The organism is Sporosarcina sp. Marseille-Q4943, assembly GCF_943736995.1.
Classification (GTDB): Bacteria; Bacillota; Bacilli; order Bacillales_A; family Planococcaceae; genus Sporosarcina.
In genome coordinates, this window is record NZ_OX031157.1 from 220,287 (window position 1) to 232,600 (window position 12,314).

At 42.2% G+C, this 12,314-nt stretch carries 13 protein-coding genes; 1 reads left to right on the forward strand and 12 read right to left on the reverse strand.

Annotated features, from left to right (window positions below):
- Positions 1 to 95 precede the first annotated feature (95 nt).
- From NIT04_RS09910 to NIT04_RS09950, 9 genes are all read right to left on the reverse strand, one after another.
- Complete coding sequence (locus NIT04_RS09910; protein WP_252503455.1) at positions 96 to 734, reverse strand: flagellar brake protein; 639 nt, start codon at positions 732 to 734, stop codon at positions 96 to 98.
- Positions 735 to 829: 95 nt separating this feature from the next.
- Positions 830 to 2,116, reverse strand: a complete 1,287-nt coding sequence (locus NIT04_RS09915; protein WP_252505068.1) for a PepSY1/2 domain-containing protein — start codon at positions 2,114 to 2,116, stop codon at positions 830 to 832.
- 59 nt (positions 2,117 to 2,175) lie between these two features.
- Positions 2,176 to 2,946: a spore cortex-lytic enzyme gene (gene sleB / locus NIT04_RS09920; RefSeq protein ID WP_252505069.1), complete on the reverse strand. Its 771-nt coding sequence runs from the start codon at positions 2,944 to 2,946 to the stop codon at positions 2,176 to 2,178.
- A 144-nt stretch (positions 2,947 to 3,090) separates the two neighbouring features.
- Complete coding sequence (prsW, locus tag NIT04_RS09925; RefSeq protein WP_252503456.1) at positions 3,091 to 3,780, reverse strand: glutamic-type intramembrane protease PrsW; 690 nt, start codon at positions 3,778 to 3,780, stop codon at positions 3,091 to 3,093.
- Between the two features lie 40 nt (positions 3,781 to 3,820).
- Positions 3,821 to 4,795, reverse strand: coding sequence for a YpdA family putative bacillithiol disulfide reductase (locus NIT04_RS09930; RefSeq protein WP_371922533.1), 975 nt, complete (start codon positions 4,793 to 4,795; stop codon positions 3,821 to 3,823).
- 42 nt (positions 4,796 to 4,837) lie between these two features.
- Complete coding sequence (locus NIT04_RS09935) at positions 4,838 to 5,611, reverse strand: metallophosphoesterase (protein ID WP_252503459.1); 774 nt, start codon at positions 5,609 to 5,611, stop codon at positions 4,838 to 4,840.
- 185 nt (positions 5,612 to 5,796) lie between these two features.
- Positions 5,797 to 6,495: a LysM peptidoglycan-binding domain-containing protein gene (locus tag NIT04_RS09940; protein WP_252503460.1), complete on the reverse strand. Its 699-nt coding sequence runs from the start codon at positions 6,493 to 6,495 to the stop codon at positions 5,797 to 5,799.
- Between the two features lie 80 nt (positions 6,496 to 6,575).
- Positions 6,576 to 8,012: an ATP-dependent DNA helicase RecQ gene (locus tag NIT04_RS09945; RefSeq protein ID WP_252503461.1), complete on the reverse strand. Its 1,437-nt coding sequence runs from the start codon at positions 8,010 to 8,012 to the stop codon at positions 6,576 to 6,578.
- On the reverse strand, positions 8,012 to 9,049 hold the full coding sequence (locus NIT04_RS09950) for a helix-turn-helix domain-containing protein (RefSeq protein WP_252503462.1): 1,038 nt from the start codon (positions 9,047 to 9,049) through the stop codon (positions 8,012 to 8,014). The genes NIT04_RS09945 and NIT04_RS09950 overlap by 1 nt, the downstream gene beginning before the upstream one ends.
- Before the next feature lie 109 nt (positions 9,050 to 9,158).
- On the opposite strand from NIT04_RS09950, the gene NIT04_RS09955 reads away from it, so the two are divergent.
- Positions 9,159 to 9,416 (forward strand): ferredoxin, encoded by a 258-nt coding sequence (locus NIT04_RS09955; protein ID WP_252503463.1) that lies wholly within the window; start codon positions 9,159 to 9,161, stop codon positions 9,414 to 9,416.
- Between the two features lie 249 nt (positions 9,417 to 9,665).
- Here NIT04_RS09955 and NIT04_RS09960 read toward each other — a convergent pair whose 3' ends face one another.
- The 3 genes from NIT04_RS09960 to NIT04_RS09970 all read right to left on the reverse strand — a co-directional run bounded on the left by NIT04_RS09960 (position 9,666) and on the right by NIT04_RS09970 (position 12,258).
- Positions 9,666 to 10,403: a hypothetical protein gene (locus NIT04_RS09960; protein ID WP_252503464.1), complete on the reverse strand. Its 738-nt coding sequence runs from the start codon at positions 10,401 to 10,403 to the stop codon at positions 9,666 to 9,668.
- Positions 10,404 to 10,559: 156 nt separating this feature from the next.
- Complete coding sequence (locus tag NIT04_RS09965; protein WP_252503465.1) at positions 10,560 to 11,423, reverse strand: aminoglycoside phosphotransferase family protein; 864 nt, start codon at positions 11,421 to 11,423, stop codon at positions 10,560 to 10,562.
- Between the two features lie 253 nt (positions 11,424 to 11,676).
- Positions 11,677 to 12,258: an ECF transporter S component gene (locus NIT04_RS09970; protein ID WP_252503466.1), complete on the reverse strand. Its 582-nt coding sequence runs from the start codon at positions 12,256 to 12,258 to the stop codon at positions 11,677 to 11,679.
- Between the last annotated feature and the right edge of the window lie 56 nt (positions 12,259 to 12,314).

Consider the following 12,314-nt stretch of genomic DNA (forward strand, 5'->3'; position numbering starts at 1 on the left):
TCGTCTTATGCCTGTCACACCTGAACGCCACCTTCCGCTTTATAATAGAAAAGGGAAAAGTCCTGAACGAACAGGTCTTTCCCCTAAGTAATGCCTTACTTCGCATTCCTTGCCTGCAATTGTCTTTCAAAGCAGAAACGAATGATGTTCTGTCTATCCGTCATATCCATATTGGAAAATTGCATAGAAGCGATCCGCCGGTCATCTTTTTCCCAAATCCGTACCGCTTTTGCATTCGTCCGGATGTACTTGATATCATCATTGACAAAGGGAAGTGCAATAGTCAACTCAACATTTTCCGACCCTTCGAACGAATTTTCCTGTCCGATGTTGACCGCTATTCCGCCTGCACTAATATCTTCTGCAACGTATTGATAAAAGATACCGCCGGAATTAATAGCGACATCGATGGCAGTCTCCACCCTGACGAACTCGCGCCTTTGAATTTTGACTAATTGTTCGTCGCCGGGATAAGTCAATTTCAACATTGGAATTCCATTATTCATTCTGCCTATCACTTCTGCTCGGAATGCATAGGACATTTTATTCTCAACGAATGAAATTAGCAACTGCGTTCCATCCATGAAGAAGGCAGTTTTTCCCGACTCAAGATGTGTCGGATAATCAATCATTACAAAGCCTTCCCCGTAGTCGACAACTTTACTTTTATACTTATCGCCGGTTTCGGTGAAGTCCTTATCGATTGTTAGAGTCGTTCCAATAGAAAGACGCATTGTAATACACCTACCTTTACTAGATATGTCCATTATGTCATGGGTAGGCATAAATTCCAATATAGAATTTCAGTACGTTTGAACTACACCCCGAATCATTCGAGTTTTTCCGTTTTGATCACTTCAGATGTTTCGGTATCCACGATCACATTATACGTTCCGGTATGTCCGTTCTCGTCGCGCGTCACCTTTAAGTAGTGCGCAAGTCTTTGTTCCAACCTATCGTTTTCCACATAAGCAAGTTCATTCTCTACTATGCGTACATCTTTATGGAAGAATTCATTCCAATCCATTTTTTTGATCGATTGTCTATGGAGTTTTTCTTTCCGAATGTATTCCGCAGCGTTCAATCCGATAATATCACCTGTATCCTTGGCGAGCTTCAAGTGGATGACGTCTGAAAATACTTTCGCACCGTAAAACGGCTCTTCCCTTACAAATACAAAATTCCAAGAAGTGTTATTCTCTCTAGACTCTTCATAAACGACATCTTTATATCCGGCAGCCTTCAAGAATTCTTCCGCAGTCCTTTTAATATCTTCAAATGGAAGGGCTGTCTTGCCAAATGGCCTTTCAGATAGATAAGAAAGCACATGGCCGCCTTTTTCGGTAATGTCAATGTAACCAATGGATTCCCCATCAGAGAATCGTATGTGATAAAACGGATAAGGGGAGCCAGGCTTGCTTCTTTCAACGCCGATTACATCATTGGAAACTTGCGGAAACAACGTTTTGAAACGGTCTACCGCTTCCGCCTGTGTCACTTTAGCATCGTCGATGTTTTTTAATTCCTTCTTTTTCATGGCGTCAGACTCACTTGCAGTGAGCGGGAAGTCCGCTTCTGTATATTGCTTTACGGAGGTGCCCATATTGGACCAAGCGACATTGGGATTTGATGCATCCAATCGTTGCGTCCATTCATCCAACGAATATTGCCTATCGAAGATACCTGCCGTTGCCACCATCCATTCATCTTGCATTGCGCCGAGATTTTTCGATGCTTGTGACATCACTTTGTGATACTCGTCAGGATTTGATAACCGATCTGCCTCTTTTGCATAATTGCCTATTCTCCCAAGATAATTTATCCAAGAAGTTGAAACGCTTGCATCGAGAGGCAATGACGCGACGGAACTCTTTATATCTGAAGATAATCTCCAAATATCTTCCCTAGCCTTTTTCGATTCCTCGGAATTATTGAATAGAAGTGTTTGTTTTACGACGGAATTAAGTTCATCAAGTTTTTCCGAAGCTTCGGCCATTTGATTTGCATATTGGTTGCTCAATGCTATGGCCAGTTTTTCATTTTCTGATGTTTTCGTATAAGCGAAAACAGAAACGACGACAAGTGCATAGGCAAGTACGAATATCATTTTTTTCATAGTCAACGTAAACAACCCTTCCTTATAGAGCTATTTTCAATCCACCTTTCACATAGCCATCAATGGCAAAAGATATGCAAGCCGATCTTCTTGATTTGTGGTCGTGACCAAATCCATTTACTCGTCGCGGTGATCGGATTGAAATAATAAATGGCGTTTTCAGAAGGATCCCAGCCATTCAACGCATCAAGCACCGCTTCTTTCGCACGTTCATTCGGCTCCAGCCAAATCTGTCCGTCGGCTACCGCGGTGAAAGCTAAAGGTTGGAAGATAACACCACTCACTGTATCAGGGAAATCGGGGTGTTCGACCCGATTCAAAATAACGGCTGCAACCGCCACCTGGCCTTCATAAGGCTCCCCCCTCGCTTCCCCATAAACGGCATTGGCCATGAGCTTCAAATCTTGTTCTGAGTACTTGGAAGGTAAATGCGCGTTCTCCTTTGCGCCTCCCCCTTTCTTGACTTGTGCTGAAAGTGGAGTACTTCCATAGTGGGTGAACTGATTCCCTTTCTTCAGATTGTCCATGACGAATTTTTCATCATAAGAGGAAGCGGCAGTCAGTTTCTTTTTCGTCTTCGACCCGGCAATGCCATCTACCGGCAGACCATACTTCTCTTGAAATGAACGTAACGCCCAATAGGTTCCATAACCGAATTTCCCGTCAATTTTCCCGTTATAGAACCCGATGTATTGAAGTCTCGCCTGTAGTTCGATTACATCATCCCCTGTTGCCCCTCTAGCAAGATCGCGGCCACTGAAAGCATCAATTGTAACTGGGGAAGTTGCATACGCCGATCCAAGCAATAACGCAATTGCCACTATTCTTATTAAAAATTTCTTCAATTTCAAACCCTCCTTTCTTTCAGTTTGTCCAAACAAAATCTTTTTATTATCCTTAAGACATAAAAAAAGATCCGGCTCGTCGGCCAGATCAATGCTTACATTTTTGAATACTAGTATTCTTCTCGTTTCTTAATTCACTTCGTGCCCATTTTGGACTTTGCTCCTGAATTGTTGCATAGCAAAAGTATGGGCATGTTTGACACGTGTTAATCCGAACCACCATAAATAGAGCATGAATGGGATGATTAAATATAATGACAGGTCACTCACACCTAAAATTCCATTGTAGATGAGATGGAGGATGAATGGCGCGAAGAATGCGAAGAAAAGCATGCCTTTACGATTGGACACAGTAGTAAATTTCGCTCTTCCTAAGTAATACCCCATGACGACACCGAATAGCGCGTGGCTAGATACAGGCAAAAGAGCCCTTAGGAAGGCTGTGTCCAACCCGAAGATAAAAAGATAAAGTATATTTTCCACAGTTGCAAAACCGAGTGACACACTTGCACCATAGAGAATACCGTCATAAGCATCTTCGAATTCGACATGCTTAAATATTGCAATCAACAAGATGAGCCATTTGAAAAACTCTTCAATCCAACTTGAAAAGATCGCATTTCGAAAAAAATCATTCGGGATAATGTTTTCCTCTTCAAAGACGTGTTGTATGAACATGATAGGAAAGGTCATCATCGCTCCATAAATAAATGTATGAAATAGTGTGCGTGATGGTTCTTTTGCAATCTGTTTCCTCAGATAAAAATAGCTAAACAGCGCCAAGCCTGGCGCAATCGCTACTGTAAGCAATATGATCAAACCCGCGCGGCCCCCTCCCTGCCATTATATCACGCTGCCATCATTTTCGAACTTTGGAAGTCATTTGAATATGCTTGGCAATCATTTCCCCATGCCAACGTCCATTCTCTATGAATATCTCATTGGAATTATTTCCTGCCGCGATGACACCCGCTATATACAGCCCTTTTACATTGGATTCCATCGTCGTTTCATCGAAGAATGGCCGACCGCTCTCGTCGTCAATCGTAATACCCATGCTTTTCAGAAATTCATGGTTTGGGTGATAACCGATCATTGCGAACACAGTGTCAGTTTCAATAGTCTGCCTCGTTCCGTCTTTCTCAAAAGTTACGGAAGTAGACGTAATTTCAACGACATGTGAGTTGAAATGCATGTCGATCTCTCCACTCCGGACCATGCTATCAAAGCCAGGAAGAATCCACGGCTTTACGCTAGGAGAGTAATCAGCACCCCTATAAATGACAGTTACATTTGCGCCGGCACGTGCCAATTCAATAGCAGCATCTACCGCTGAGTTTTTACCTCCGATAACGACAACTTTCCGACCGTAATACGGATGGGCCTCCTTGAAGTAGTGGAAAACATTCGGCAATGAAGCGCCGGGTACATCCAATGCATTCGGGTTATCGTAATATCCAGTCGCAACGATGACATACTTTGCTTTATAGCTTGCAAGATCGCTCTGCACTGTAAAACACCCATCCGCTTTCTCCACTTTTTCGACCGTTTCAAAGCTGTTTATCGAAAGCTCCTTCAGCTCAGCGACTTTTCGGTAATAGACGAGTGCATCATTCCGTTTCGGTTTTTCCTTCGCCGTAATAAAGGGAATATCCCCGATGGACAGCTTAATGCTTGAACTGAAGAAGGTTTGGTGTGTCGGATAGCGGTAAATTGAGTTGACGATATTTTCTTTCTCGATTATCAACACATCCAACCCGATATTCTTCAATTCAATGGCGGCGGAGAGACCACATGGGCCCCCGCCGATTACAATTGCATCTTTGTAAATCAATTTCATCATTCTCCTTACAATGTACGCAACTATCTTTGTCGTTCAATACTTTATCGTAATAACATGGCTTTCAGGAGCTGCCCCAAATCGAAGCGGGACAACCGAAGTGCCATATCCATTGCTGATCAATCTCGCTTTTCCGTCGACCTCGGCGAACCGTCCTAACGGATGCAATGCAAACTTCCCGAATCTGATTTGCCCCCCATGCATATGTCCGGCAACCATCAATTCCGGCGTGCAAATCGTTTCCACTTTCCGGAATAACGATGGGGTATGGGTTGCAACAATCAAATAAGAATAATTTCCCTCATTTTTTAAGGCGGCCTGGACATCGACATTTCCACTAGAAGGATCGTCAGTGCCGCAAATACCCCACATCGGATGGCCTTCAATAATCGCATCCGTATTCTCTAAGATGATACCTTGATGTTTTGCAATGATATTCCGGATAGCGTCTTCACCGATTTCTCTGTCGTTATTACCCCATATAAAAAATAAGGGAGCGAGCTTCGATAGACTTTTCACATTCCTGTCTACACGTGAAAGCGGAACACCGCCTTCGGCAAGATCTCCGCCAATAATAACGATGTCAATCGGTCCGAAAGATTTTACTTTCCTCAATAATTGTCCATCTATTCGTCTCCGATGAATGTCCGAAATGAAAAAAACGGACAACTCCTTCCCGTCCTTACCATCTTTCCGAACAGAAAAGGAATGGTGGACGACATTTTTCCGTTTTGCATAAAAGAACATATATGCAAAAATGCTTCCAAACATCCCGGAAACGAATGCTAAACCAGTAAACACAATTTTCATATTACAACTCCCATAAAGTGAAACTTCAACCAGCGAGACCTTTGGACCCCACTAATACTGAGCAAAAAAGCTGCTTTTTTGATTACTTGCTTCTTATTTGAAGTGGATATGTGACGGTCAATGAATGCGGGATGAGAAAAAGGCAAAGAACGACTTTGCCTTTTCTACCAATTTCTTAGATTCATTCAGGGGATGATTAACTTTTGTCCTGCCATTATATCATTGGATGAAAGACCGTTTGCTTTTTTTATCTTTGCGATTCCCGCGTCTGACCCGTAATAATTTACGGAAATTCGGTAAAGCGTTTCATTGGCCGCGACAATATGCGTTCTAGCTTTCGTGTTTTGTTCAGTTTTGGTTTCAGCTTTTGGTTTCTCTTCCACTTTCGGAGTTTCAGTCTGCTTCGGCGCTTCCGTCACTTTCGGAGTTTCCTTTTTTTCAACGGCCGGAGGGGTGACATTCACCGGCGTTTTTTTAGATTCGTCTTTCGACTGATTGGCAGTTCCCTTTTCAGCATCCCCATTCACCTGCTCTTCATCCTCTTTTTCTTTATCCGAATCGATGATGATTGAGTCAGGATTATCACTTGTACCAGGTGAAGTATTCGTTCCATACTCTACAGGAGTTTCTAAACTATCGACCTTAGCGGATCCGCTATCTGAACCAAAGTAGAAATTATAAATGACATAGACAAAAATCAAGATCGGAATGAATGTAAAAATGCCTAGTATTACATTGATCGTCGTATAGCTGGATGTTTTCTTCTGTTTGCGACGTCTGCCATGGCGCTCTGCACGCGAAGGCAAAATCGCATCTTCATTGCGATCAACCATGATCTCTCTGCGATGCTCTTCAAATTCAACTTTGTAATCATTATTTTTCATCGACATATTCTCCTATTCAGTGGTGCTCTTCTTTATATTATGACGAATATTGTCGCAAAAGTAAACGGACATCAGACCTGTTATCCAAGTAGAATGGTAATTCTATCATCCCAACTGACTCTTTCTTTCGTACTCTCCTTCATTACTTTTTCCTTAAGCCACTTAATCGGTCCAAGACCACAGTTCGAGCAACAATCGTCCGGCTTTCTCCTACACGTTTCGCCAAAATACTTCAGCGCACTTTGTCGGATGCACGCCCCGCTTGTGACAAGATGGATCATTTGTTGGAGCTGTTCCTGCTTTTCGTTCGATAGCCCCTGTAGTTGGAGTAAGAGTTCGTCCAACGAATAACGCTCTAGATAATAATCAATTACCCGTTTGCCTGTCTCTGTCAAACTAGCAAGCTCCCCAGCCTTTTCGGCTGAATGGCCGTCAGAGATCATCTTAACGTAATGACGGATCTCGCCTTCGTCAGGCATATCCGATTGGATGATAAAGTTCGTCGTCTGCTCATCAGTCGGCATATAGAGCAGCGTGGCGGCAGCCGGACCTCCGTCTCTACCCGCCCTCCCGACTTCTTGTATATACGCGGCAACCGTCGGGGGCATATGGTCATGGATGACTTGCCGTATGTCATCTTTATGAACACCCATTCCGAACGCATTTGTTGCACATATCCATTCAAGATCGCCGTTCAGGAACTGTTCCTGGATGATGGAACGGTCCTCCTGTTCCTTCCCAGCATGGTACGACTGTACGGAGATACCTTCTAATTGAAGCACCATAGCCAATTCGTCAGCTCGTTTTCTCGAAGATGCATAAATGATTCCCGGGCCAGTCGTTTGCGTGACCCTTTCTTTAATCCATGCCGTTTTTTCAAAAGTGGAATGCACTTCCATGATTGAATAAGAAATATTCGGCCGATCCAATGAATGACGTTGAACAATTGGCTTCTCCATTCGAAGATATTGCTGAATATCGTGTAACACTTTTTCATTCGCTGTGGCCGTCAATGCGAGGACGGGAGGACGATCCATCTTATTCAAGAACTCACCGATCCGCAAATAGTCCGGACGGAAATCAAATCCCCATTGTGAAATACAATGTGCTTCATCCACAACAACTAATGAAATCTGCAGTCGTTCCAGCTGACGGCTAAATGAGTCTTGGGTGAGCATTTCTGGGGAAACGTAAATGAATTTAAAGTGTGGGAGCTGTCCAATGCTTCTTTGTCGCTCGGTATACGGCAAAAAAGAATTTAATGCGATGACCCGCTTTTCGCCGTTCTGTCTCATTCGCATCGCCTGATCTTCCATCAAAGAAACGAGTGGGGAAATAATGATGACAGAGCCTTGCATAATCGTTCCAGGCAGCTGATAGCAAAGGGATTTCCCCATCCCTGTTGGTAAAATGGCAATTGTATCTTGTCCGTTCAAAACGTGACGAACCACTTCTTCCTGTCCTGGCCTAAAGTTTTCATATCCGAATCGGTCTTGCAAAATCTTTTTTAAGTCCATTAGTTATTCACTTCCTTACAAGCAGTCATGATGAGTCGAAGCTCGAAATAGGAAAGTGCTTCAAATTCATTTTTCAATAATTTCAGCCTCTTCGTTCCCATCTCTTTCGATTTCGATAAGACCGCCTGGATCTGTTCCTCTGATACGAAATGAGTGACCGGGAAGCGGTTATCATTCATCGCCATCTCAATGACATGGTCTTCAATCGTGCTCATCTTCAGTTTTCGTATCGCTGCTATGTTCTCCAATGAGTGGCCTTGGTCAAAGAGTCTTTTCGTATGCATTGCCGAATCAGTCAAATAGGAATGGACCTTTATGTCGTAAGCAATTTTATTCAGGAAAGGATAATCATCCTTTCCTTCTATGACAGGTAATAGCCTATGTAAGCTTTCAATGAATAATAGACGAAGGGCTTCAGTAGATGCGTTCATGTCCATAGCTAACTGATCCCACGTCTTTGCCGTTTCGGATCTTCCGGTCAACCTGCATGCAAAAATGGTTTTCTGAATATCGCTCATTCCACTTTTCAGTAGCGACAATTTCAACTCGTCGCCGATCTGTTTTGCAAAAACAGGGTCGGTGATCGGCTGCCCTTCTAGAAGTCGCCTCACGAAAAGCTGAATTTCCCGCTCCCTTTGTATCGGAGTAAATGAAGCTTCCCCTGCGCGCATATAGGAGAGCGTCTGGACGAGCAACGAAAGTCTTTTGAAAAACATCAATTCACGGCCTCTATAATCCCAGCCTTTAAAATGGAATTCAGGCAACCTTTCCACTTTGTCCTTCCCTTCCTCTGTCAGTTGCACAAACTTATCATTTTGGACAATCAGTCCTGAGCTCAACAACTTATCGGCAGCTTCAACGTAAGTCCCTTCTTCCAGTTTCGGTAAAATTCCGAAAAATGGTTTGACATTGAAATATTCTACGTCTTGCAATGTCTGTCCTGATTTTTTGCCGCGCAATAGATGAAGACCGGCATTCAAGGTCCGCTGTCCGTTCATTTTACCAATAAGAAATAGTAGAATTGATGACAAATTCATGGCTGGCCCCCCTTAAAATAAATGTTTTATTGTTGAAAACAAATGAAAACAGCTTTAGAATGAGAAGGGAACTAAATAGATAGTGCGGAGAGAAGAGGAGAGAACGTCAATGTCTACTAAAAAATACACCATCGTTGACCAAGACACATGTATTGCATGCGGAGCTTGCGGCGCTGCTGCACCTGACATCTACGATTATGACGATGAGGGGATTGCCTACGTTATCCTTGATGATAACACGGGTGTTACAGAAGTTCCAGAAGAACTATTGGAAGACATGGAAGACGCTTTTGACGGTTGCCCGACAGATTCAATCAAAGTCGCAGACGCACCGTTCGATGGCGATCCGTTAAAATATGAAGATTGAGTCACAACAACCAAGAGGCTGCCCGGAATAAATCGTTCCGGACAGCCTCTTGGTTTTTTTATAACGGATTTCCGGCAGGGCGGGTGCTCGCAAAAGCCGTTCTTCGTTACGGCAAGGGCAAAGATGTGCTCCCAACGCTTCGCTTTTGGTCGCAAAAGCCGTTCTTCGTTACGGCAAGGGCAAAGACGTGCTCTCAACGCTTTGCTTTTGCTTTAATTTAAACAATTCCGGATAATCGAGTTGAAACGGTTAAGATGAAATTCCTAAAATATATTCCCGAGTAAGCTGCAACATCTTCTCTTGCATGTCTTCATCATTTTTTTGTCTGTCAATTAGATAGCCGACGTGATAAATGTATCCATTGTAATAAGCGTAAAATTCATTTGCAGCAGTACCAACGGATATTATCTTGTTATCTGCTTCATTATAATCGTAATATCTATAAAGCAATGCACTATTTGTTGTGAGGACTTGCTGGTAGATCGGCAAGTTATCCGTCAGGCGTTCCTTCTTTAACTTATTCCCCACAGAATCTACTTCGTCCGAAATGTCATGACCTTCCAGCGGATTTCGATCGCTTTCTGTTATTGAAATGACAAAAAAATTATCTGTGTTGCCATACTCGTTTTTACCAAGATAATTGACTTGGACTTGGCTTATCTCTTTTCCTTCTTTGCTAGTTGAAGTGACAAAATAGACTTTCTCTTCATTAACCTCAAAGGGCAACCTATTCAGATCGACTGGATGTATGACTTTTTTCATTTCATCGGGTAAGGAAGACGACGACACTTCATTCATTGAAAGTGGTTTGTAGAATTTAATGTTTTTCCTATCCTTCAGCCCATCATAAGTATGAAAATACTCACTAAACGTTGGGTTATCGCCTTTTACTTTTTTAAGATTCGTTTGATTAATTGTACACCCGACCAAGAGAGAAATTATAACAATAATCGGCGATAATTTTATTAATACTTTTTTCGTTAGCATGAGCACGACCGCATCCCTTTCCTTAAAAAAAATTCCAAGTTCATAGCAGCCCTATAACATCCAAGCCTTCTTCAAATGGATATATATTTGCTGCGTTGAATAATTCCTGTCGTTCGTGTGTTAAGAAAAACATCTCTCCACTCCTTTTTGAGTGTCTTATGGTAACACTTTTTTTAGGATGAAAAGATTCTTCTCCAAAAATGAAGCGTTCTTTTCAATTCCACGGCGTTTACACCAGCCTATACTATTAAACGCATCTGTGAATTGATAAAAAGGCAACACAACCTCTAAATCAATTAATGGTCTTATCGTATTATAGCCTTCTTGATAGGACTGATATAATCTGAAATCGAAGCTTAAAAAATCACGATACAGTTTGGTGAAATCGATTTCTGTGGAGCCAAATCGTACACTTTCAAAATCGATCATGCCTGACACCTTATCTTCATCAACAATTATATTTGCTGGGCGAAAATCCATATGTATAAAGCTCGGGCCATCTGGAGGGGGGAGCTGTAGTTTCATATGTTCGAACTTTTCAATGGCCTGACTGTATAAACTTTCGTTCAAAACTTCCTTTACATCTTCAGCAAAACTATAAAATTGTCGTTCCACAAAATTAGACCAGTCCGGAAACTCATTTTGTATGCCAGTTAACTGTGTTGTAGTAGGTGGCTGAATGTGATGCATAGAGGCGTGTAGGACTCCAACTTGAAACGCTACTGTGGATAAATCCTTATTTGTTATCGGTTGTCCTTTTAATTCAGATAATAAGAACGCTCCAGGACACTCGTCATCACCAGACCAATAATCCAACATTTTAGGAATGGAAACTCTGTCTTTTAAGATGTCATAGGCTTCCAATTCTCGTTGACACTTTAATTTTGTGTAAGGTATTTTCAAGAAGATGTTTTCCCCATTAAGCAAATTGCATTTATAAACTGTTGAACTATGGGAATCTTCAACTTCATTAATTGACAATACATTCAATTTGAATTGTTGAATGATTCGATTTAACATCCAACCCCTCCTTACGTTAAAGTGTTACGCTGCTAAATGGCCCGTTGAAGCGCAGTCCGACCTGTGCCCGATTGCTACATTACGGCACCTTTAATAATTTTCCGATTATTAGTAATACGTTTCATTTCACAAAAAGTTGCAACGTTTATTCAAGCAATCTGTCGATAATACATAGAAATCAACCGATTTCAATAAAAAAACGAGTATGGGAACAATAAACTGTTCACATACTCGCATATTCTATATTTATTTATTACATTGTCAATTGACGTTTTTGTTGGTCGATCCATTTGCTCATGCTCTTATACAACAGCAGCGAAATGACCATTAGCATGATGCCTTTTATCAGATTGAAAGGGAGAATCCCTAAAACAATCACGTTGAATAAAGCTTCGCCTGTGTAAGCAGGCATATTCATAAAGTATACATACATCGGCAGGAACACGAGATAGTTCAACAAGCTCATTCCGATAGCCATGGATGCCGTACCGGCAATCAGACCGGCTGTCAGGCCTTTCGTGTTCTGTACTTTCTTAAAGATCAAATAGATTGGCATGATGAAAAGGACGCCTGTTGCAAAGTTTGCAATCTCTCCTACCGGTACGCCTGTCGGACTCCCCGATAAGAACCAATGCAACACATTTTTAAGCAGTTCTACACCGATTCCTGCGATTGGCCCCATCGTCATGATCGCTAACACAGCCGGGATTTCACTGAAGTCGATTTTCAGGAATGCCGGCAGAGCTGGCAATGGGAAGTTCAACTGCATTAATACCGTTGAAATGCTTCCCAGTATCGCGATAAGAATCATCCTACGCAATTTCTTGTTGTTCATGTTAACCCTCTCTCCTTTTGCGATTCACTTCAAAAGAGGAAAGGTCTGACCGTTTT

Excerpts from the sequence above, each read along its gene's own strand:
- NIT04_RS09965 (WP_252503465.1), bottom strand. The coding sequence starts at position 11,423 with ATGTTAAATCGAATCATTCAACAATTCAAATTGAATGTATTGTCAATT.
- NIT04_RS09955 (WP_252503463.1), top strand. The coding sequence starts at position 9,159 with ATGTCTACTAAAAAATACACCATCGTTGACCAAGACACATGTATTGCA.
- NIT04_RS09945 (WP_252503461.1), bottom strand. The coding sequence starts at position 8,012 with ATGGACTTAAAAAAGATTTTGCAAGACCGATTCGGATATGAAAACTTT.
- NIT04_RS09910 (WP_252503455.1), bottom strand. The coding sequence starts at position 734 with ATGCGTCTTTCTATTGGAACGACTCTAACAATCGATAAGGACTTCACC.
- NIT04_RS09940 (WP_252503460.1), bottom strand. The coding sequence starts at position 6,495 with ATGAAAAATAATGATTACAAAGTTGAATTTGAAGAGCATCGCAGAGAG.
- NIT04_RS09915 (WP_252505068.1), bottom strand. The coding sequence starts at position 2,116 with ATGAAAAAAATGATATTCGTACTTGCCTATGCACTTGTCGTCGTTTCT.
- NIT04_RS09960 (WP_252503464.1), bottom strand. The coding sequence starts at position 10,403 with ATGCTAACGAAAAAAGTATTAATAAAATTATCGCCGATTATTGTTATA.
- NIT04_RS09970 (WP_252503466.1), bottom strand. The coding sequence starts at position 12,258 with ATGAACAACAAGAAATTGCGTAGGATGATTCTTATCGCGATACTGGGA.
- NIT04_RS09950 (WP_252503462.1), bottom strand. The coding sequence starts at position 9,049 with ATGAATTTGTCATCAATTCTACTATTTCTTATTGGTAAAATGAACGGA.
- NIT04_RS09935 (WP_252503459.1), bottom strand. The coding sequence starts at position 5,611 with ATGAAAATTGTGTTTACTGGTTTAGCATTCGTTTCCGGGATGTTTGGA.